Annotated in this window: 17 protein-coding genes; 14 read left to right on the forward strand and 3 right to left on the reverse strand. The window is 61.3% G+C overall.

The features are described 5' to 3' along the window. Window positions 1–103: 103 nt before the first annotated feature. Window positions 104–1489, reverse strand: a complete 1386-nt coding sequence (locus ACFTSA_RS15975; RefSeq protein ID WP_377952503.1) for an MFS transporter — start codon at window positions 1487–1489, stop codon at window positions 104–106. Window positions 1490–1774: 285 nt separating this feature from the next. Beyond that, a complete protein-coding gene (locus ACFTSA_RS15980; protein ID WP_377952504.1) occupies window positions 1775–2989 on the reverse strand; it encodes a PucR family transcriptional regulator in 1215 nt (404 codons plus the stop codon). Between the two features lie 195 nt (window positions 2990–3184). Between ACFTSA_RS15980 and ACFTSA_RS15985 the strand changes: the two genes are divergently transcribed. The 13 genes from ACFTSA_RS15985 to ACFTSA_RS16045 all read left to right on the forward strand — a co-directional run bounded on the left by ACFTSA_RS15985 (window position 3185) and on the right by ACFTSA_RS16045 (window position 17098). After that, window positions 3185–4357 carry a thiolase domain-containing protein gene (locus ACFTSA_RS15985; protein ID WP_377952506.1) on the forward strand — a complete coding sequence of 391 codons (1173 nt, stop codon included), beginning with the start codon at window positions 3185–3187 and terminating at the stop codon, window positions 4355–4357. Beyond that, complete coding sequence (locus ACFTSA_RS15990) at window positions 4354–6015, forward strand: AMP-binding protein (RefSeq protein ID WP_377952507.1); 1662 nt, start codon at window positions 4354–4356, stop codon at window positions 6013–6015. The genes ACFTSA_RS15985 and ACFTSA_RS15990 overlap by 4 nt, the downstream gene beginning before the upstream one ends. Continuing rightward, window positions 6012–6908 carry a PCC domain-containing protein gene (locus ACFTSA_RS15995; RefSeq protein ID WP_377952508.1) on the forward strand — a complete coding sequence of 299 codons (897 nt, stop codon included), beginning with the start codon at window positions 6012–6014 and terminating at the stop codon, window positions 6906–6908. Before ACFTSA_RS15990 ends, ACFTSA_RS15995 begins: the two co-directional genes overlap by 4 nt. Next, complete coding sequence (locus ACFTSA_RS16000) at window positions 6905–7690, forward strand: SDR family NAD(P)-dependent oxidoreductase (protein ID WP_377952509.1); 786 nt, start codon at window positions 6905–6907, stop codon at window positions 7688–7690. Before ACFTSA_RS15995 ends, ACFTSA_RS16000 begins: the two co-directional genes overlap by 4 nt. Next, window positions 7683–8234, forward strand: coding sequence for a gamma carbonic anhydrase family protein (locus ACFTSA_RS16005; protein WP_377952510.1), 552 nt, complete (start codon window positions 7683–7685; stop codon window positions 8232–8234). The genes ACFTSA_RS16000 and ACFTSA_RS16005 overlap by 8 nt, the downstream gene beginning before the upstream one ends. A 320-nt stretch (window positions 8235–8554) precedes the next feature. Next, entirely contained in the window at window positions 8555–10075 is a 1521-nt protein-coding gene (locus ACFTSA_RS16010) for an MmgE/PrpD family protein (RefSeq protein WP_377952511.1), read from the forward strand. Then, window positions 10075–10980 carry a methylisocitrate lyase gene (gene prpB / locus ACFTSA_RS16015; protein WP_377952512.1) on the forward strand — a complete coding sequence of 302 codons (906 nt, stop codon included), beginning with the start codon at window positions 10075–10077 and terminating at the stop codon, window positions 10978–10980. Before ACFTSA_RS16010 ends, prpB begins: the two co-directional genes overlap by 1 nt. A gap of 32 nt (window positions 10981–11012) precedes the next feature. Further along, entirely contained in the window at window positions 11013–12155 is a 1143-nt protein-coding gene (locus tag ACFTSA_RS16020; RefSeq protein WP_377952513.1) for a bifunctional 2-methylcitrate synthase/citrate synthase, read from the forward strand. A 431-nt stretch (window positions 12156–12586) separates the two neighbouring features. Further along, the gene (locus tag ACFTSA_RS16025; RefSeq protein ID WP_377952514.1) at window positions 12587–13366 is read left to right on the forward strand and encodes an HpcH/HpaI aldolase/citrate lyase family protein; all 780 of its coding nucleotides are present in this window, start codon (window positions 12587–12589) and stop codon (window positions 13364–13366) included. Between the two features lie 445 nt (window positions 13367–13811). After that, entirely contained in the window at window positions 13812–14792 is a 981-nt protein-coding gene (locus ACFTSA_RS16030; protein WP_377952515.1) for a PucR family transcriptional regulator, read from the forward strand. Window positions 14793–14996: 204 nt separating this feature from the next. After that, entirely contained in the window at window positions 14997–15752 is a 756-nt protein-coding gene (locus tag ACFTSA_RS16035) for an SDR family NAD(P)-dependent oxidoreductase (RefSeq protein ID WP_377952516.1), read from the forward strand. 79 nt (window positions 15753–15831) lie between these two features. Beyond that, window positions 15832–16305 carry an MmcQ/YjbR family DNA-binding protein gene (locus tag ACFTSA_RS16040; RefSeq protein WP_377952518.1) on the forward strand — a complete coding sequence of 158 codons (474 nt, stop codon included), beginning with the start codon at window positions 15832–15834 and terminating at the stop codon, window positions 16303–16305. Window positions 16306–16849: 544 nt separating this feature from the next. Next, the gene (locus ACFTSA_RS16045; protein ID WP_377952519.1) at window positions 16850–17098 is read left to right on the forward strand and encodes a hypothetical protein; all 249 of its coding nucleotides are present in this window, start codon (window positions 16850–16852) and stop codon (window positions 17096–17098) included. Window positions 17099–18585: 1487 nt separating this feature from the next. Here the strand turns inward: ACFTSA_RS16045 and ACFTSA_RS16050 are convergent. Beyond that, the gene (locus tag ACFTSA_RS16050) at window positions 18586–20040 is read right to left on the reverse strand and encodes an APC family permease (protein WP_377952521.1); all 1455 of its coding nucleotides are present in this window, start codon (window positions 20038–20040) and stop codon (window positions 18586–18588) included. A 611-nt stretch (window positions 20041–20651) separates the two neighbouring features. On the opposite strand from ACFTSA_RS16050, the gene ACFTSA_RS16055 reads away from it, so the two are divergent. Beyond that, window positions 20652–21564 (forward strand): MFS transporter (locus tag ACFTSA_RS16055; protein WP_377952523.1); only part of this gene is annotated, 913 nt, incomplete at its 3' end.

The following is a 21564-nucleotide window of genomic DNA, read 5'->3' on the forward strand; positions in this document are numbered from 1 at the left end:
CTGATCCAAATGAACATTCACACGCCTGTTGCTGACACTGGGTTCCCATGCTGCCGCCGTGGGGAACCTCGTTGGCCGAGGCCTGCTGGCAAAAGGTGCACGCTCAAGAATTGTGACTGGCCTCCGACGTAGCGGCGTCCGCAGAACCGCGGTGAATGTCTGCAGCGCGGAGATTCTTGCGCAACAGGAGAACTGCGATCACGGCTACGAGCTCAAATCCTCCGACGACCCACATGGCGGCACGTGAGTCGCCCGTAGCGTCGAGCAGCCACCCGGTCAGGTAAGGGGCGACGAGGCCGGATGAGGCACCCAAAGTGTTGACCAGCGCGATGCCGGCCGCTGCCCCCGCACCGGAAAGGAAAATTGAGGGCAGGTACCAGAAGACGGGCAGCGCGCAGAAGATGCCAATGGCCGTCACCGAAATTACCGCCATCGTGGCAAGGGGCGAGTTCGTGTATAGAGCCATCGGGATGCTTACGGCCGCAAGGAGAGCAGGCAAAGCGACATGCCAGACCCGCTCCCCGGTACGGTCAGAGTGCCTGGTCCAGAAAACCATGGCGATCGCACCACAGGCGAAGGGCACGGCGACGATCAGGCCCGTCTCAAGGATGGAAAACTTGGCGTTGAACGTCGCGGCGAGTCCGCCAACGATTGTTGGGAGGAAGAAACTCAGTGCGAAGAGGCCATAGGCGATGCCGAAGTAAACAATGCCCAGAGTCCATACCCGAGGATCGCGGAGAGTGCGGCCAACGGAGGCGTGTCCTACCTGTGATGCTGTTTGGTGCTCTGACTCTATGGTTGCAGCGAGCCACTGGCGTTCGGCGGCAGTGAGCCATTTCGCGTGCCGAGGGTGGTCCGTCAAGTAGAACCACGCAGCGATGCCCAGCAGTACCGTGGGGATACCTTGGATCAGAAATAACATCTGCCATCCGGCGAAACCGAAGACGCCGTCCAAGTATTGGAGGATCGCGCCGGATACCGGAGCCCCCAAGGCGGAGGAGATGGGTAGTGCAAGCATAAACATGCCGATAAGCCGAACCCGTACGGCACGCGGAAACCAGAATGTGAGGTACAGCATGATGCCGGGAAAAAATCCGGCCTCGGCAATGCCTAGCAGGATCCTTGTGATGTATAGCGCAGTTGGCGTGTTAACGAATGCCATAGCTGCGGTGACAAGGCCCCAGCTGACCACAATCCGGGCGATCCAGCGACGGGCACCGAACCTGTGCAATGCCAGGTTGCTGGGAACTTCCAGGAAGACGTAACCGATAAAGAAGAGCCCGCTCGCCAGGCCATACATCGTCTCGGTGAGCCCCAGGTCCTCACTCATCGTGAGCTTGGCGAAGGAGATATTGGTTCGGTCGAGGTAGTTGAAGAAATAGGCAACTGCGAGGAAGGGAATGAGCCGCATGGCGACCTTGCGCATGACCTGCGCTTGGATGACCGGCCGGTCCTTCCCATGGGGGATCTGATCAGTTCCGAAACTCATGAAGACAGCCTCCTTGCTGTTTGAAGAGAGGAACCGCGAAGAACGGCACCCGGGAGCAGCCCGCCGACAGAGAGCTGTCTGTTACACCAGCTTGGGCGAACTGTGCCCTGCGTCACTACTACTCAACGTTGAGACCTTGGTGCGCATTTTCCTCTCTCTGTCGAACCCGCGCTGAAGGGCCGACGAAGCTGATCCCAGCAAGGAAACGCGAGAACTCCTTGCTTTCGGAGGGCATCGGTCAGAGCCGATAGGTAGCGCAGCGCGGTGACACAAACACCGTCGGGTTCAGCGCGAAGGGGACGCCCTTATCAGGTCAAGCATGGTCAGCCCGGCGTGAAGACTGAGCCGCGTGCGGCCGTCGCTCAGATCCAGCCCGGTCAACTCCGTGATGCGTCCCAGACGGTAGTAGAGGGTCGTGCGGTGTATGTGCAGCGCTTCGGAAGCCGACGGACCGTTACAGGCGTGGTCGAGGTAGGCTCGCAAAGTCGCTGTCAGATCTCCACCAGGATCGACGGCGAGAAGCCGCCGGACTTCTTCAGGCAATGCTTCGTCATTTACATCCTCGTCGGGTATTTGTAGCAGGAGGGCGTAGGGTCCCAAATCAGCCCAGACTGCTAGCGGCGAACCTAGGCCACTTGCCGCTGCCCGTCGCGCCAAGTGGGCGTGCCTAGCAGTCTTGTGGGCCTGCTCAAGGCCCGGGACAGAGGGTCCGATACCTGCCACGCATGCGAATCTCCCCGAAGACAAGTCCTTCAACTGATCGAGCATTTTCTGGACATGAACGCGAATGGCGGCCTCGCCGGAAGACGTGTCGTTGCCAAGAAGCAGAAAACCCGCCCCCGGGGCCACAGCGTGAAGCTCCGCGACGCGGCCCTGCCTGGAACCCATGGTCAAGACAGTGCGCAGCGCTGCATCGGCATGCGATCTGGTGGCACTGTCCAAGGTGCCCTGCAGCCCGAACTCCACGGCAGTGACGTTCTCGAAACGTCCGGACATGTGGCTTGCAGCAAGCTCTTCCAGAGCGCGCCGACGCAATGTTGCCTCGCGGCCAAGCAGGTCACGGACCGTCTGCTCCTGGACGCCGGAGTCGGATTCCCCTTGTCCTTCAACTGCCATCACCGCAGCAATGTCCATTGCCGATTCGTTGATTTTGGACAACTCGGAAGTGGTCAGAGATCCCTCAGCGTCCATCACCATCAGCTGACCCAGCAGCTCGCCGCGCCACCTAATGGGCACGCATACGCGCGCCTTCATCCCGATCTCTTCGTTGGCCGGAATGACACCCGCCGTGGTCCACGTCGAAACGCCCTGCGCGAGTACATGACCTATGGCCTTAGTGCCGGCGTCCCTTTTGAGAATTGCTTGAACCCTTGCCTGGTCCTCATCACCAAAGTGGACACTGGAATAGAGCATATGAACTCCGGGGTCATTGATTACCACGGATCGTTGGAGCTGTTCCGCCAGTTGGTCCACAGCCGATTGAATTGCGTTCTCCGTCACGGTTTGATTCTACAGCCAGAGGAACAACGTCGACATTATCTCGTCGGCGGGCGGTGCCCTCTCACTGCGTTCTTTGGCATCGTGATGGGAAACACAATGGCCCACCACAGCGGGCTTCCCTCCCAGTTATGTTGCCAACTCCTTGCTCCACCGGATCAAGAGCTTTGGCACAAACTTTGAAACGAAGAGGTTTCGATGGTCACTTCACCACACATCATTGGATGGGCCCATACCCCGTTCGGCCGCCAACCGCATGAGGACGTTGAGGCGCTGATCGCGGCTGTCAGCGGCTCCGCCATTGAAGACGCAGGGCTTGAGCCCGGCGACATTGATGCAATTTTTGTCGGAGTATTTAACAACGGGTTCTCCGCGCAAGGGTTCGAGGGTGCGCTGGTCGGCGCAGCCCTGCCAGCGCTGGCGGCAGTTCCCGCCACGCACGTGGAAAATGCCTGCGCCACCGGTTCCGCTGCCATTTTCGGAGCCCTAGACCGGATCGAGGCCGGCAGAGCCCGGGCAGTACTCGTCGTGGGCGCGGAAAAGATGACTGCGACGGCAAACGCTGAGGTCAACGATATCCTGCTCAGCGGCTCGCACCGGCGGACTGAAGGCAATGCCGGCAGTTTCGCTGGTGTCTTTGCCGGACTCGCTGACCGGTACGCGGACCGGTACGGAGACCCCCATGACGCCATGGCCATGATCGCCGCCAAGAACCATCGCAATGGCGTTGACAACCCATGGGCCCACATGCGCAAGGACCTGGGTTTCGATTTCTGCGCCGCCGAGTCCGAGCGAAACCCCAGGGTGGCGGGGCGACTGCTGCGCACTGACTGCTCAATGGTTTCTGACGGTGCGGCAGCGCTGGTGATCACCGGGGCCGATCTAGCCCGAACAGCGCGCCGCTCCGTTGCCGTCCGCGGCCGCGCGCACGTCAACGACCACTTCGCAATTGCCGCACGTCCAGGCCCCCTCGCACTAGCGGGTGCGGCAAGCGCGTTCCGTCGCGCTCTCGAGGAAGCTTCGGTCACCTTGGAAGACTTGGACCTCCTTGAGACCCACGACTGCTTCACCATCGCTGAGCTTCTGCAGTACGAAGCGTTCGGGATTGCTGAACCAGGCAAGGCAGCCCAAGTTCTGGCCAGCGGCGCTACCAACCGGGACGGAAGGCTGCCGGTTAATGTCTCCGGCGGCTTGAAGTCCAAGGGACACCCGCTGGGAGCGACGGGCGTTTCCCAGCACGTCATGGCAGCGATGCAGCTGGTAGGCGAAGCCGGAGCCATGCAACTGCCCAAAGCCAATCGGGCAGCAGTGTTCAACATGGGCGGCACAGCAGTCGCAAACTATGCAACCGTTCTGGAAAGTGCCCGATGAGCGCCGTCAACGTCGAGATGACTAACCACCCCATCGGAAGGGCGACAAGCGCCCCAGCCCATAGGGCAGTGAACCTGGCTCACGCTCTGACCCAGACGGCCAGACGAATCCCGGACGCTGACGCCCTCATTTATGGGCAAACACGCTGGAGCTGGCGCGACCTCAATGACAGGGTCACCGCCCTTGCCGCCCACATGATCGAAAGGGGGGTTAAGCCCGGACAGTGCGTACTGCTGGACGCACCGAACCACCCAGAATTCGTACAGGCAATGTACGCTACCTGGCGCATCGGTGCAGTGCTGGCGCCAGTTAATACCCGTCTGCACGACAGTGACATCGTTTCAATCGCCCGGGTTTGCGAACCGGTGCTAATGATCGCCCATTCATCCACGGCTTCCCACGTCAACGCCGTCAAGGCGGCCATCAGCCCGGAACTGGAAACGCTATGGCTGGATGATTCTCCCGGTCCCGACACAGTCAGCGCCTACACCCGCCCAGCCGGTCCCCTCCCGGACCAAAGCGTGTGGACAGGTGACGCAGCCTGGTACTTCTTCACTTCCGGAACCAGCGGTCCACCAAAAGCTGCTGTGCTGACCCACGACCAGCTCGGCTACGTCGTTACCAATCACTTGGCAGACTTGATGCCCACCACAACGGAGACTGATCGTTCTCTCGTTGTGGCCCCCCTGTCACACGGCGCAGGCGTTCACCTCCTACCGCAAGTGGCACGAGGAGCAGCAACGGTCATCCCGATCTCATTCAGCCTCAAACCTGAAGAGGTGTGGAAACTGGTCGAGGCTGAGCGTGTGGCCAACATGTTCACAGTCCCGACCATCCTGAAGCGTCTGGTCGACGACGAGTCCATCAACAGCTATGACCACTCTTCCCTTCGCTACGTCATCTACGCCGGGGCGCCCATGCCCAGCCGGGACCAGCAGGAGGCTCGCGCGGTCCTCGGCGAGGTTCTCGTGCAGTACTATGGCTTGGCCGAGGCCACGGGCAACATTACGGTCCTTCCCCCTCACCACCACGGTCATCCGTCACCTCCCGGCATCGAGTTCAGCACCTGCGGCTTCCCTCGGACTGGGATGCAGGTGAGCATCCAGGATGAGCAGGGCAATAAACTGGCGCCTCTTGAACACGGAGAGATCTGCGTCGCCGGGCCCGCTGTTTTTCCCGGATATCTGAATAACCCCAAGGCTAATGAGGCCGCCTTCCGCGACGGCTGGCTCCGCACCGGAGATATCGGAACATTCGATAACGAGGGCTTCCTCTACATAACAGGCCGCTCCTCCGACATGTTCATTTCAGGCGGTTCCAATATCCACCCACGCGATATCGAGGAGAAGATCCTTACACATCCGGCCGTCCAGGAGACGCTTGTCCTCGGAATGCCTGACCCCACGTGGGGCGAGGTTGGAGTGGCCGTATGCGTGCTGCACCCGGGCAACACCATGACGGAAGAAGAGATGCGCCAGTACCTCTCCGAGCGCATGGCGCGATACAAGATACCCCGCCACATCGTGTTCTGGGGTGAGCTGCCGCGCTCCGGAAACGGCAAAATCGTGCGCCGCACCGTACGGCAACTCTTCCTCGAACTTGGCTGGGACCCCCAACTCGGGCCCGTCGGTGGACAGAACAAGGGAGACACACCTTGACTCTCACCCGCCGAATCCAGCCTCTCAAACACCCTGGAGTCGTCGCTGCGGAGCGCCGGACGTCCGTAGTTACCCGCAGCATCGCACGCGGGGTGACCCTGCCGGCCGGGGCAAAACTCCTTGATGCCATGGTGGACGCGCTAGAGGATTTGGGAGCCACGTCTGGACAGGTCGAACTACTAGACGGATCCCTGTCCAGGGTCAGCTACTGTTTTCCCGCTCTGTGTGAGGACGGATCGACCGCTGTCACCTACAGCTCGACGCACGAGGCCACGGTACCGGCGAAGCTGATCGCAGGGTCGGCAACCGTTGGATACCGTGATGGAAAGCGACTCGCCCACTGCCACGCCACTTGGTTCGATTCCAACGGCGACGTCCGTGGCGGCCACCTCTGGTGGGAAACGGTCATTGGACCCGGCCCCGTACATGCCATTGTTCACGCTTTGGACGAAGCGGAGTTGATCTGTGACATCGACCCCGAGAGCAGGCTCCCGGTCTTCACACCTCATCCTTGCCCCTCCCGCAAGCTGGAAAAGGCAAACTCCGTTCGGGCAGTGATATCCCGCTTGGCTCCTGGCGTTGAAGTGGCCGCGGCCGTCCGGGAAATTATGCGTGAACAGGGTTTCCAACAAGCTTCAATAGCCGGCAGCGTCGGCAGTTTGGTCGGCGCTGCCTTTCATCGCCGGGACAACACCGTTGCCGTGGTCGATGGTCCCGCTACGGAAGTCACCTTCACTGGCGAGTTCGACTTGCGCGATCCGAATGCCCCTGCCTCTTGGTTCAGCGGTATGGCCATCGACCGCTTCGGTGCCGTCCATACCGGCGAGCTAGTCGAGGAAGAAACCATAGTGGCCTGTGCCATGGAACTGCTCGTGGAAGAAGTTATCCGATGAACGTACGTGAACTCGACGGCAAGGTTGTCCTTGTTTTCGGCGCCGGCTCCAGTGGCGCCGGTATGAGCAATGGTGAAGCAGCTGCCCTGGCCTATGCTGCGGCCGGCGCGGCGGTGGCAGCAATAGACCTTAACACCGCCGAGGCGGACCGCGTCGCCAAGGAGATCAATGCCGCAGGCGGGACCGGCATCAGCATCACCGCTGATGTGACAAGCGAGGCCGACGTCGCCCGGGCCGTAGCCACCGCGGTGCAAGAGCTTGGGATCCCCGGGGTTCTTCACAACAATGTCGGTGTGCCGAGAATGGGATCGGTCCTGGAGACTGATCTTGATGCCTGGAACGCTTCCATCGGTCTCAACCTGACCAGCGCCTACCTGACTTGCCGACACACCATCCCGCATATGTTGCAGGCCGGCCGGGGCGTCATCACCAACATTTCGTCAGTAGCCAGTATCCGCGACACCGGCTACCTCTACCCGGCCTACAGCTCCGCCAAGGCGGCAGTAAACCAGCTGACTACCTCCCTGGCGCTTTCCTACGCCAGGCAGGGCATCAGGGCCAATGCAATCTTGCCGGGACTTATTGACACACCACTAGTCAGCAGCAAGATCACGGATGACCCCGCGGCCTTGGCAGCCCGTCATGAAATGAGTCCCACGGGTCGGATGGGAAGTCCCCAGGACATCGCAAACGCAGCCGTCTTTCTGGCCTCCGACAAGGCGTCCTACATCAACGGCGTCTGCCTTCCCGTCGACGGCGGCCTGGCGGCGCGCTGTGTCTGATCGCCCTTCAACAGCATGGATAGCACCCAACGCCACTGTCGTAGGTGATGTCACCATAGGGTCGGAATCCAGCATCTGGTACGGCGCAGTCGTCAGGGCAGATTCGGCACCAATCCACATCGGCAACCGGACGAACGTCCAGGACAACTGTGTCCTCCATGCCGACCCCGGGTTCCCGCTTACCATCGGCAATAACACCACCCTTGGCCACGGCGCCGTATGCCACGGCGCCACAATCGGTGACGGAGTACTGGTAGGGATGGGGGCCGTTGTCATGAATGGGGCAACAATCGGCGACGGAAGTCTCATTGCAGCAGGAGCCGTAGTTCTTGAAGGCGCGGACATCCCTGCGCGCTCGCTTGTTGCCGGGGTCCCAGCCAAAGTGATCAGGCCTGTCACGGATGCCGAGGCAGCTGCACTCCTCGACAACGCCCGAAATTATACGGCGCTCGCAGGACAGCATCAGGCAAACCAGTTCGCGCAAAAGCCCGTCTCCAGCCAGCAGGAAGTTGCTGGCCCTTCCCTATCCGGTACCACCATGTGACTAAGGCAAGCACGTTTTATTTGCATCACTACTTGCTGAAACCCCAGTGGCTCGACAATCACATACGGCTGCCGCCGTCGATATCCAGTGCTCGGATGATGCTTCGTATATTACCGGTCACATTCCGGTAGACCGCCGTTACGTGGCCGCCGGAATTCACGACACGCCTGATACGCAGTCCGATGAAGCGCTCAGATGCGGCATCGCCCAAGCCGTGGCCCTCAGCAACTAGCGCGTCGCGTGGCTACCACCAAGTTTGCATCTGCACCCGAGCCTTTCACATGTCAAAAACACGCTCACACCGCATGACAAGGAGCACCATGGTCAAGGAACACCACGTCCGCGTCTACAAGAGCGAGGAAAACCTCGCCCGCGAGGACCAGCTGGCGCATAAGATCGCCTTGGTCGCCGCCGACCCGGTGGAGGTCTCTGCCGACGTCACGGAGATGGTGATCAACCGGATCATCGATAACGCCTCGGTGGCCATCGCTTCGCTGAACCGGGCCCCGATCGTGGCGGCCCGTGCCCAGGCACTCGCCCATGGCCCGAGCACGGGTGGCAAGGGCGCGAAAGTCTTTGGCATCGGCGAGCGTGTCTCTCCGGAGTGGGCGGCCTGGGCCAACGGGGTGGCTGTCCGTGAACTGGACTACCACGACACCTTCCTGGCCGCGGACTACTCGCACCCGGGGGACAACATCCCACCCATCCTCGCGGTGGGCCAGCACGTGGGTTCCAGCGGCCGGGACCTGATCCGCGGCATCACCACCGGCTACGAGATCCAGGTAAACCTGGTGAAGGCGATCTGCCTGCACAAGCACAAGATCGACCACGTCGCCCACCTTGGCCCCTCGGCCGCGGCCGGCATCGGCACTCTCCTAGGGCTCGACGTCGAAACCATCTTCCAGTCCGTCGGCCAGGCCCTGCACACCACCACCGCCACCCGCCAGTCCCGCAAGGGCGAGATCTCCACCTGGAAAGCGCACGCCCCCGCCTTCGCGGGGAAGATGGCGGTCGAAGCGGTGGACAGGTCCATGCGCGGGCAGACGTCACCGGTGCCGATCTATGAAGGCGAGGACGGCGTGATCGCCTGGATGCTGGACGGCCCGGACGCCTCCTACGAGGTTCCGCTGCCGACGCCCGGTGAGGCCAAGCGCGCCATCCTGGACACCTACACGAAGGAACACTCCGCCGAGTACCAGGCCCAGGGCTGGATCGACCTCGCCCGCAAGCTCAACCGCGAGCACCCCGAGGCCACCGATCCGGCGAACGTGAAGTCCGTCCTCATCAAAACCAGCCACCACACCCACTACGTGATCGGCTCCGGCGCCAACGACCCGCAAAAGTACGATCCGACGGCCTCCCGGGAAACCCTGGACCACTCCATCCCGTACATCTTCACCGTCGCGCTGCAGGACGGGGCCTGGCACCACGTGGACTCCTACTCCCCCGAACGGGCCGCCCGCCCCGACACCGTGGAACTGTGGCGGAAGGTCTCCACGGTGGAGGACCCGGAATGGACCCGCCGCTACCACTCCCTGGACATTGCCGAGAAGGCTTTCGGCGGGTCCGTGGAAATCACCCTCACCGACGGCACCGTGATCACCGATGAGATCGCCGTCGCCGACGCCCACCCCCTCGGGGCCCGGCCGTTCGGCCGGGAGCAGTACATCCACAAGTTCCGCACCCTCGCCGCCGGGCTCGTGGAGGAGGCCGAGATCGAACGGTTCCTCGCCGCCGTCGAACGCCTCCCCGAACTCACCGCAGGGGAACTGGACCAGCTGAACATCACCGCCGCCCCCGGCGTCATCGACCTGACCGCCGCACCCAAGGGACTCTTCTGATGCTGTATTCGACAACCACCCCTGAACAGAAACGCATCCGGTTCCGAGAAATCCTTGCCTCAGGCACCATCGCCCAGTTCCCGGGGGCGTTCAACCCGCTCTCGGCCCGCCTGATCGAGGAGAAAGGCTTCGCCGGCGTCTACATCTCGGGAGCGGTCCTGGCCAACGACCTGGGCCTGCCCGACATCGGCCTGACCACCCTCACCGAGGTGGCCACCCGGGCCGGGCAGATCGCCCGGATGACGGACCTGCCCGCCATTGTGGACGCCGATACCGGTTTCGGCGAACCGATGAACGTGGCCCGCACCGTCCAGGAGATCGAAAACGCGGGCCTGGCCGGGCTGCACATCGAGGACCAGTTCAATCCCAAACGCTGCGGCCACCTCGACGGCAAAAACGTCGTGGATCTGGAGACGGCCACCAAGCGCATCCGTGCCGCCGCCGACGCCCGCCGTGACCCGAACTTCCTCATCATGGCCCGCACCGACATCCGCGCCACCGACGGACTCCACGCAGCCAAAGACCGCGCCAAAGCCCTCGTGGACGCCGGCGCCGACGCCATCTTTCCCGAAGCTATGCGCGACCTCGCCGAATTCCAGGCCATCCGCGACGCCGTCACCGTGCCCATACTGGCCAACATGACCGAATTCGGAAAAAGCGAGCTCTTCTCCACACGACAGCTGCAGGCCGTGGGCGTGAACATGGTCATCTACCCCGTCACGCTCCTCCGTAGTGCCATGGGCGCCGCCGAACGCGTCTTGGACACCTTGCGTCTGGAAGGCTGCCAGGAGACTCAAGTGGAGGCCATGCTGACCAGGGCAAGGCTTTATGACTTGGTGGACTACGAAGGCTACAACCGCTTCGATACAGGGGTCTTCGACTTTCACATCCCCGGACGAAGTTAGTACTGCGCACATCTACAAGGCAAGGACGTCACATGAGCACCCCAACGATTGAAGTCCGCAAGGGACTCGCCGGAGTCGTAGTGGACTACACCTCCGTCTCAAAGGTCAACCCGGACACGAACTCACTGCTTTACCGTGGTTACCCCGTCCAGGAGCTTGCGGCCAAGTGCAGCATCGAAGAGGTCGCCTATCTGCTGTGGAACGGCGAGCTGCCGACCGAAGAGGAACTGGATCGCTTCCTAAAGCTTGAGCGTGCAGGCCGCGCCCTGGACCCCACTGTCAAGACGGTCATAGATTCCCTCCCCATGTCAACGCACCCCATGGACGTCTGCCGCACGGCCGCCTCCGTCATGGGGGCGCAGCACCCGCTGGCACAAGACTCCTCGGCGGCGGCAAACCTCATCAAAGCAAAGGATCTCTTTGCCGCGTTTCCTGCCGTGGTGGCCTACGATCAGCGCCGCCGCCGCGGCCAGGAGATAGTGGAGCCCCGTGAGGATCTGGGCTATTCGGCGAACTTTCTCTACATGACATTTGGGAAAGACCCGGCAGCGGAGGTCGTCGAGGCGTTTGATGTGTCGATGATCCTTTACGCCGAGCACTCCTTCAATGCTTCCACGTTCACGGCGCGGGTGGTCACCTCATCGCTTTCGGACCTGCATTCGGCAGTCACTGCCGCAATCGGGGCGCTCAAGGGGCCGCTGCACGGCGGCGCCAACGAAGCCGTCATGCACACCTTCGACGAGATCGGCATCCGCCCTCAGGAGTCCTTGGAGGAGGCAGCTTCCCGTGCAAAGGCCTGGATGGAAGATGCGCTGGCCAACAAGAAGAAGGTAATGGGCTTCGGGCACCGTGTGTACAAGAACGGGGACTCCCGCGTTCCCACAATGAAAGCGTCCCTGGACGACATGATCGCCCACTACCGCCGGCCAGAACTCCTCGGACTCTACAACGGCTTGGAACAGGCTATGGACGAAGCCAAGGCCATCAAGCCCAACCTCGACTACCCAGCCGGCCCTACCTACCACCTCATGGGCTTCGACACTCAGATGTTCACACCCATCTTCGTCGCCAGCCGCATCACCGGCTGGACGGCCCACATCTTGGAACAGTCCGCATCCAATTCCCTAATCCGACCGCTGAGTGCATACAACGGCGTGGAGCAACGCTCCCTCTAGCTGGCATTATCGCGTTGGGCTCAAGCTGGCCGTGCCAAGACCGATGATCATCGTGGCGCACGGAGATCAGTGGTGACAACACGGTCCGGTCCGGCTAGGCCTCCCCCGGAGGAAGCGCTTCCACGCTTGACGCCAAGCTCCCAAGTCAAGCAGCAAAGCCATATGAACCAGCACAACGCGGGCGTCCTGCTCAACTTTTCTCGTCGTTACGACAAAACGACGAAGAATCACCGGCATTCTTGCTACCGGGCGCTGTGGCACACCGCCCTCGTTGACTGCGAGTGTTAATCAGTGTGGAACGGACAATAATCCGGACGCTCACCAATCGAGCACGAACAGCTTGACACTTCATGAAGTGCGGTTGTCCGGACGCCCGAAGTGGAGCGTCCGTCAGCGCCTGCCGGACCTGTGCACCCTAGAAGGGAACGACTATGAACGAGAAGCTGCGTGCCAAGATCGCTGCTGACGAAACAGCTTACGGATTGTGGGTCACTATGGAGAGCCCCGCGGTCATCGAGGTCGCCGTCGAGCTGGGGCTTGACTGGGTGGTGATCGACCTTGAACACGGATACCTGAGCTACGAACACATCGCTAACCACCTGCGTGCGGCGAAGGGCACCGATCTCAGCGTCATCGTCCGCGTGCCTTCACACGACCTTGAGCCGACGAAGCGCGTGCTCGACTTGGGAGCTCACGGCCTCGTAGTCCCGCTCGTCCGTAGTGCAGCCGACGTCGAGCAGATCCAGAAGTACGCTTACTACCCGCCGCGGGGTGAGCGCGGTCTGGGAGGTGAGCGCAACGTGCGCTGGGGCCTCGGGCTTGAGGACTACATAAAGCGAGCAAACGACGAGATCATGATCTTCCCCATGATCGAGGTCAAGGAGGCGACAGCGGCCTTCGACGACATCATCGCCCTCGACCAGGTTGAGGCAGTTGTCTTCGGGCCCGGCGATCTCTCGTCCAGCTACGGCCACATCGGACAGTGGGAAGCGCCCGGTGTGGGCGAGGAGATCCTAGAGCTCGTCGGGCGAGCGAAGGCCAAGGGCATTGCCAGCGCCGTGGTAGCACGCAATGCTGATGACGTTGTGGCTCGCCGGGATCAGGGGTTCGGGATGGTAGCACTCGGATCCGATGTCGGCATGATCGTGCGCCACGTCTCCGACATCGGAAAGGCGCTCGGGCACACCACAATCGACCACCGCTGGTTCTAGCGATCACGATAAGCAGTGGAACGAAGCGCACGTTTCGTGAGTTAGCCTCGGAGGGATTGCAGGCCCAGTCCCTCCGAGGCTTTCCTCCTAGCTGGCTCCCGTATACAACGCACACTCCTCCCCGTCCGACTAAGCTTGATATGGCAGATCGCCGGGAAAATGGGAGGTGGAGTTGACCGATGACGGTCAAAATGGCTGCGGGGAATGAGCTACGGCAGCTCGTGGACGAACTGTCGCGTCACCTTCAGCGCTCCGTCGTCGTGAACGATCAGGCTGTACGTCTGGTCTATGCGAGTCCTCACTACGGGACGAAGACGAAGACCCCGCGCGCATTCGCGCCGTACTCTACGGCGACGGCGGCGCGGAGCTGGCTGCACGGATCCTGGCCCAGGGCGTAAACCAGTGGAGCCGGCCGCATGTACTGCAGGCGAACCCTGATCTGGGTATGGCGTCTCGTTTTTGCGTCCCGCTGTTCGCCTCCGGCTGGCTGCTGGGACACATGATGGTTATCGACACCCACCAATCCCTAACATCTGAAGAGCGAACGCGAATCGAGCTTGCTGGAGCCGAGATCGCGGCTCAGCTCTACGCGGACCGTCTCGAGACCGACCCGGGGCACCTCGAGCGGCAGATGAAAACGCAAGCCCTCCTAAGCGAGCACGAGCGAACCCGGCTGGACGCATTGGCTTTCTTCGCCAAAGAAGCAAACCTCGCAAATGCCCAGTACGTCGTCGTGACAATGGTCCAAGTTACGGTCGGCGATGCCACGAAGGCCTCGATCGATATCGCTCTAAACCTCGCACTCGAGACGGCCAATCCTACTCACAGTCGCCGTTCGCTTCACCTCGTTGAGGATAATGGGGCGTTGCTGCTGCAGGCAGACTCGAACGAAATTCATTGCGACGTCTTGCAGGATCAGGCCGATCGGATCGTAGTCGAGCTAGGGCGCTCCTTAGGACGTCGTTGCCGTGTCGATGTCGGCATAGGTGCCGATCACGGCGGGCTGGATACAGCCTGGCTCGCCCGTCGTCTTGCCGACACTGCGCTATTCGCTTCCCAACGACAGTCGACCACTAAGAACGCTGCCACAGCGTTCTGGGCCGACCTCGGTGTGGACGCCCTCCTCCTGCGCCTCCCAGAGACTGACCTTACGTTGGACAACGTACCCGCCTCGGTGCGAGCCCTCCACGAGCAAGACCGCGACGGGAAGCTCCTACACACGATGCTCGTATACCTGGACCACGGTGGATCGATCTCCTCTACAGCAAATGCCATGCATCTCCATCGCACAACTCTGTACTATCGGCTCGACCAGATACGGAAGGCCACCGGACTCGATCTCGACGACGGCCGCAACCGCCTCGAGCTGCACATCGGGCTGCACCTTCTGCGCCTCGTCCTTCCCTCCTCGATCTCCGACAGATAGTCGGAATAGGGGGTCCTCTCTTCCTCTCACTGACGGTTCCGCCCGGACTGACGGTGTACGAGACTGAAATCACGGACCACATGGTCTGGGTCGATGATCAGCCGGCCTTGCCGCCGACTAGTAGCGGGAGCCTTAGCCCGTCGTCGACATCGAGTGGCGCTCCGCCGAAGCGGCGCGTGCGACAAGCCTTCAGGAGGAACACTTATGGCATCAAGGATTGCTGTCATCACAGGCGCTGGCTCCGGCATTGGAGCTGCAACCGCCGATGTGTTGGCCAAGAGAGGCCACCACGTCGTTGTGGCCGACCGAGACTTCGAGGCTGCTGAGCGCGTCGTCGATCAGCTCGTCAAGCAAGGGCTGTGCGCCCAGGCTAAGCGTGTCGACATCGGGGACTGCGACTCGATCGACGCCCTGTTTTCAAGTATCGACAAGGAGCATCAGCGCTGCGACATCCTCGTCAACAACGCTGGTGTCTCGCAGATCCGGGATCTTCTCGACTTCCCCGACGACCTATTCACCATGACCGTCCAGATTAACCTAATCGGGACATTCCGGTGCAGCCAGCGGGCAGCCCGGATCATGGCACGCGGTGGCTGGGGACGTATCGTCAACATCAGCTCGATCAGCGGACTTCGCGCGGGGATCGGACGTGCGGCCTATGGCCCTACAAAGGCGGGAGTGGACGCGCTTACAAGGCAGTTCGCAGCCGAGCTAGGCTCAAAAGGCATCACTGCCAACGCCGTCGCTCCCGGCCCCATAGAAACGCCGCTGGCAAACAGTGTCCACACGGACGCGACCCGCGACGCCTATTACCGCCACATCCCGCTGCGTCGCTACGGGAAGGTGGAAGACATTGCTAATGCGGTTGCTTTCCTCGTTTCCGAGGAGGCCAACTACATCAACGGGCACACGCTGCCGGTCGATGGAGGCTTTGTCGCAGTAGGGCTGCTGGATGCGTGAGCCGTCGCTTCCATCACGAGCACAAAGGCGCTGTCGACAGGGATAGCCCGTTCGACTGTACAACGCCTCGCCAGATGGCGTGCGCGTTGTACTGCACGCGCGATCCGGCATCCACCGCTTGCCGCCACACCAGTGTGCATTGATCGGCATCCGACGGAAAAACGGGAAGCATATGGACAATAAACAACTGCAAGACCGAGCCGCGACGCGCACACAGGAACTACCCGGCGCGGAGCTCACTCACCCGTTCGGCACGGACTGGGACGTCTGGAAGGTGTGCGGCAGGGCCTTCATGCTCCAAACCTCGATCACCGGCGAACCCATCGTGATCCTGAAAGCAGCACCGGCTGACGGGAGGGCACTGCGCGAAGCGCACGACGACATCACGGCCGGCTATCACATGAACAAACGACACTGGATCACACTGCACCCAGGCGGCGAGCTCGATGCGCAGACGGTCGACGACCTCGTCACGGAATCGTACCTGCTCGTCGTGGAGAACCTGCCAAAAAATCTGCGCCCGGTTGACCCCGCTACGTTCGGTCAGCACTAGCGACCTGGCGCTTCGCACCGGCACGGAACCTGGTCGTGCAGAGGCAAAGTTTCAGCAGCTCGACCGCCCCTTCTGGTCACGCGATACAGGATTCGTCCGACCTACACAGGCCCTTCATCAGGATCTCGCGGTCATATGCGCCTCCCAACGCGCGGTGTGCCTGTCAGATTTGCCGGGCGTTAGCGACAACGAACACCAGAATGACCGCTCCATCGGTCGAGTGATGTCGTCGAAGTCTTGTTCTGCAAAGGATCCTGTCCGGGCGAGGACGGTGCCCCCTTGGGAAACGAAATGTCTCACCTGTCGAACAATGCCTGCATCGGCAGGGCCTCTGGTTCTTTGAAGTTCCGCAGCTCTCTACGCTTTCCGCGATTCTCGTGATTGTGTCTTGAAACCTATTGGCTAGATCTGCATACCAAGGGTTGAGACACATCGGAACAGCACAGGTGTTTCACGCCCGGAAGTATCTACCAGTCCTCGAACCCAGACTTTATCCGTTCCTTCAGATCAGACCTGTCTGACGCTTGCAAGAAGGCTCCCAGCAGTGGATCTTTCACATCCTGGACCCCCCTGGGCCGGCCTCGGCGCCTCCATTGCCCGCGTGCTGCACCCCTCCGGTGCCGACGTCACGGCCGAACACTACATCATCGACGCAGGCTCGCAGATGAATGTTTTCGACAACGCTGTGTCCTCCCGCCTGCACGACCTCCCCATTCCGGAGGCCGGATACTCGGGCCGGCACTTACGGCCTCAAATCGACCAGCTCCTGAGGGCCACGCACACCGTCCGATAACGGCTGCCGGCTGCACGTCGCCACCTGCGATAACACGGGACGCTTGAGAAGCGACGCCCAACTCACAGTCTCAACCGTCGTTTATCCCCAGCCTGCTTCATTAGACAGGACAAAACATAACCCTTCGAGTCGGGGTGGCGGCCGGAGAGAGCCTTGAGCACTTTGGTACCTCATTGCCGGCCATGCGGGGCACCACCAACTCGCGGTTGAGGGTCGATAACGATTCGGATGGCGCTGCATCCCGCACCGCCGGGAGTCCGCGCTGCAAGCTTCTGAAACGCATAAAGACCGCGGATCTACTTCGCCTGGACGAAAACAACGGACGCGGCCCCTCTGGCGGCCGACACCGAGCCTAGAAACTTACCACGGGCGCCACGCCTCATCCCGCGCTCCCTCGGAGGCTTAGCAGCGGCACCTACAGTCGCGTAAGCAAACGAGACGACGACGACCGGTTGACGACCGACCGCCGTCTCGCATACGTGCCCCGAGTCGAGGTCACAGCAATCAATACTGGGCGATGAACTCCAGAAGCTGGGCATTGAACTCAGAATACTCGTTGAGTAGGGCTCGTGACCGCTCTGCTCGAATACGCTCAGGCGACCATTGGGCAAAGTTTTGGCAAACCAACGCATCCCTTCGGTGCGCCAGAGCGGAAACGGAGGTATCGAAACGCTGCAGCGCATCGGTCGCCCACCCGACTGCCCTGGTTGTCAGTTTCGCCCGGGATCCTGCCATCGGATGCTCCTCGGTGAACGTCGTTCTCGGGCAGTCAGGGTCCGGACACCGCCAGACGCGCTTAGACCACAGCAACCGTACCGGCCGGCCGAAACACCGGATGTCACGGAGTCGAACCGGCCGACGGCCATGGCCCAGGCAACGACACCGGTCCGGACAGCCGGTGACATCCTCCCCGGTCTCGACGCCCAGAACCAGGCCGGCCCCGGTCGCCGTGACAGAGCTGATGTGGATGCCCTCGACACCGAGCAGCGCATCCGCGCGCGTGCACCACCGGCCGTGGGAACAAGACATAGAGTTATTCATGTCAGGGTCTCTTTTGGGTATTGGTTTGCTTGGTTCGTGCTCCGTCGTCGGTGAGCTCCACCTCTGCGCCTCGGCTGTCGTTACCCGACTTACGCCGTCGAATGAGTCCCCGGGTCTCCATGCGGCCGAGATTTTGCGAAAGCCGGCTGCCTTCCCATCCGATACCCTCGGCGAACACCGAGGACCGCGCGCAGCAACGTCCGGCAGGTCGGGGTCGAAAGGTTCTTCAGTGCCGTTGCGGATGAACATGGATACTCCACGGCTTCTCTTCCATGATGCCGATCCTTAGAAGGTGTGAGCCGGCCGGACCCTTCCTCGCCCCCAGTGTGCTGAAGCCAACAGAAAGCCCGAAGTGACCGACCTTCGGCCGGTCACTTCGGGCGCTGATGTTGCAGCAAACGCATTCCGGGCTGGCCGAAAACCTGCCCGACGACATATCAATTCCGTTATTGGCGACCGATACTGCTGTACGTGTCCGGCTTCGCACGACGGTAGATTGTGGCCATCACGATACCGAGAACGAACAGGCCCACGATCAGGGCCATCAGAGCAGTGGCGAGCACGGTCGATCCTCCAACCAGCGAAGTGAAGTTTACGGCTGCGAGGGTCAGCCCGGTTCCCAGCCCCATGATCCCAAGGACCGGGAATACCCCCCTGCTCCATATCGTATGGTGCCCGCCGTGTCGACGAAGGTAGAGCGGAACCGCGATGCTGGCGACGAAAATAACGGCCAAGATCACGAAACTGGTGATACCGAGCATCGCCGTGTAAAAGTCGACTGCTCCCAGTCCGATGACGACCGCGATGAGGTTCAGGATCAAGCCGGCTGCGCTGGTTGCGAGCGAGGCCAGATAAGGGGACCCATGACGGGGGTGCACTGTGCTGAGCTTGCGCGGAAAGATCTTGTCCGCGCTCAGGTTGAACAAGTAGCGCGCGGTGATGTTGTGTGCCGACAGAATAACCGCAAAGGTGCTGGTGTTGACCAGGATCGTCGACAGGTCAGAGAGCACCTTGCCCCCGAATACCTCGATGCTGCCGGTCATAGATCCGGTGGGGTCAGCAGTGGCGAGTTCGACCGCTTTGTCGATGCCAAGCGCGTTGATGAACCCCAACGACGACACGCCATAGATCACCATCGCTGCCACGATAACCGCGAACGTGACGCGCGGAATAACGCGGTTCGGATTGCGAACCTCTTCGCGGAACAGCACAGTGACTTCGAATCCGCCGTACATGCCGAGGGCGAAGAGCAGCCCTGTGCCGAAGGAACCATCAAACCAATGAGCCGGAAGCAAGGACGCCAAGGAGATACCGGCATGGTTGGCTCCGCCGTTGGCGAAGACAAAGAGGTCGTATCCGACAATGATGATGATCTCGAGAAAGAGGAAGATCGTCAGGAACTTGGCGGAAAGCTCGATGTTGAAATACCCGAGGACTGCTGACCCCGCCCAGAAGACAGCCCCCCAAACCCACCACGGGAGATCCGGGCCCTGCAGGGTGTTGTGCACGAGTTCACCCAGGACCAGGCCGCCGAATGCAGGCGTTCCAGCATAGACGCAAAAGTAACCGAGCAGCGCGACAAACCCAGATCCAAGTCCGACTTCTCGGCCGAGTCCGGCTGTGATCATCGAGTAGAAGCCGCCGGGTTTCGGCATGATCCTGGACATGCGGGTGAACCCCACGGCAAAAAGTGCAAGGACGAGGCCAGCCACGATGAATGAGATAGGCGTGCCCAGACCGCTGCCGCTGGCAACCATGATCGGGATGACCCCGATCACGATCACCAAGGGGGCGTTGTAGGCCATCACACTGAAGAAGAGTTCAAGAAATCCCATCTTGCCGGTGAGATGTGGCGTTGACTGCGGCGTCCGATCAGTCGCCAGTTGACTTATAGTGTCCATACCGTGCCTTCTTCGTGAGTATTGATGTCCGGGACAGCGACGTTGCTTTTAGCCCGGTTCGAATCCCAAAGTAACCCGACGCACCGACTTCGCTTTTTTGGTAATTTTGTGTCCCCAGGCGGAAGCAGCTGTGTGGTTTTCTGCCAATGGCTTAGAAAAGATTGTCGGCTTTCAGTTGATTTATCGGGTATTAGAGGATCGACAAACGTAGATTGGCGACCTTCCAATAGCAGTTGCGGCTGCACTGGTGTGAGCCCTGCCACATAAAGGCGCCAACGGCGAGGGCCTTGTCCGCGCCCTGACGCGCCCAGATCTGCCGGACACGCCCGATCCGACGCTCCTGATTGTTATTCGGATCATAGGCCTCCGGTGAACCGAACCGGCATTGGAGAAGAGCCAAGGCCTGGTCGATTCACTTGGCCGAGTTCCAATACTCCGGCGAGGACGGGGCGGGGATACTCGTCGGCATCCGGGGTCCTCGGCTTCGTCGACCGCTGGCTAACCGTTTGTGACGACGCAGATGCTTTAAGCGTCTCCTGACGAACTGCCGGTTTGGCGGCCCGCCCCACGTCCGCGGGCGGGCGTGGAGTGGGCGCGTTGATCATAGGAGAGTGCCCGCCTGGCGCTCTGCCTGCGGAGCTTTGGTCTCGCTCACGGGTGACCGCACCAGGAGCAGGTTCGGCCGCCGTCGGCCGTGGATTCTAGTCGGCCTCGCCGGTACGTCCGTCGGTGCCGCGGTTATCGGCCTCAGCGACTCAGTACCAATGTTCATCCTCGGATGGGCTTTGATGCAGGCCTTTATCAATGCCGCCATCGCAGCGACTCTCGCCGTAGTTGCCGATCGGATCCCCGAATCCCAGCACGGCGTCGTCGGGGCGCTTTCGGGTACTGCGTCCTCGGCCTCGACCGTGGTGGGAATCTTCTTCATTCAGGCAGCCCCAACGAGCATTCTCCCGCAGATCGGGCTGCCGGTCGCGATAGCCATAGTCTTCGGACTCGCCCTTGTCGCCCTGCTGAAGGGTGACAAGCCTGCAACCGGCGAACAACCGCCCTTTACCTCGAAGGAGTTCGCCGGCAGCTTCTACATCAACCCTCGCAAGTCCCCGGATTTCGCCTGGTTCCTGCTCGCATTCCTCCTGATCAACCTCGGCTTCGGAGTCGTGGCCACGTACGCGGTGTACTACCTGCAGGACCAAAAATCAAGGTCGCCGAGACCGATCTGCCAACAACTCTTTTCATCACCCTCCTGCTCAGCGGCCCCGTCGCGCTACTTGTTGCTCCGTTGGCTGGATCAGCGACAAAACCGGACGGCGCAAGCCCCTCTTCGTCGTCACCGCCATCCCCATGGCCACGGGGTAGGCGTCATCGTTCTCGCGCAGGACGCCACAGTACTCATCATCGGACAAACACTGACAGCTGGTCTTGCCGGCGGCATCCTTTTCGGCATCTATATCGCCTTCGCAGTAGCAACACTCAAAGACACATCCACGGTCGGGAGGGACCTCGGCATTGTGAACATCGCCT

The sequence above is a fragment of the Arthrobacter sp. NPDC057013 genome (assembly GCF_042674585.1).
GTDB lineage: Bacteria > Actinomycetota > Actinomycetes > Actinomycetales > Micrococcaceae > Arthrobacter.

What these genes read in the sequence shown, in the direction of transcription:
- ACFTSA_RS15975 (WP_377952503.1), bottom strand. Translation starts at nt 1,489, where the DNA reads ATGAGTTTCGGAACTGATCAGATCCCCCATGGGAAGGACCGGCCGGTC.
- ACFTSA_RS15985 (WP_377952506.1), top strand. Translation starts at nt 3,185, where the DNA reads ATGGTCACTTCACCACACATCATTGGATGGGCCCATACCCCGTTCGGC.
- ACFTSA_RS15990 (WP_377952507.1), top strand. Translation starts at nt 4,354, where the DNA reads ATGAGCGCCGTCAACGTCGAGATGACTAACCACCCCATCGGAAGGGCG.
- ACFTSA_RS16000 (WP_377952509.1), top strand. Translation starts at nt 6,905, where the DNA reads ATGAACGTACGTGAACTCGACGGCAAGGTTGTCCTTGTTTTCGGCGCC.
- ACFTSA_RS16010 (WP_377952511.1), top strand. Translation starts at nt 8,555, where the DNA reads ATGGTCAAGGAACACCACGTCCGCGTCTACAAGAGCGAGGAAAACCTC.
- prpB (WP_377952512.1), top strand. Translation starts at nt 10,075, where the DNA reads ATGCTGTATTCGACAACCACCCCTGAACAGAAACGCATCCGGTTCCGA.
- ACFTSA_RS16020 (WP_377952513.1), top strand. Translation starts at nt 11,013, where the DNA reads ATGAGCACCCCAACGATTGAAGTCCGCAAGGGACTCGCCGGAGTCGTA.
- ACFTSA_RS16025 (WP_377952514.1), top strand. Translation starts at nt 12,587, where the DNA reads ATGAACGAGAAGCTGCGTGCCAAGATCGCTGCTGACGAAACAGCTTAC.
- ACFTSA_RS16030 (WP_377952515.1), top strand. Translation starts at nt 13,812, where the DNA reads ATGGCGTCTCGTTTTTGCGTCCCGCTGTTCGCCTCCGGCTGGCTGCTG.
- ACFTSA_RS16035 (WP_377952516.1), top strand. Translation starts at nt 14,997, where the DNA reads ATGGCATCAAGGATTGCTGTCATCACAGGCGCTGGCTCCGGCATTGGA.
- ACFTSA_RS16050 (WP_377952521.1), bottom strand. Translation starts at nt 20,040, where the DNA reads ATGGACACTATAAGTCAACTGGCGACTGATCGGACGCCGCAGTCAACG.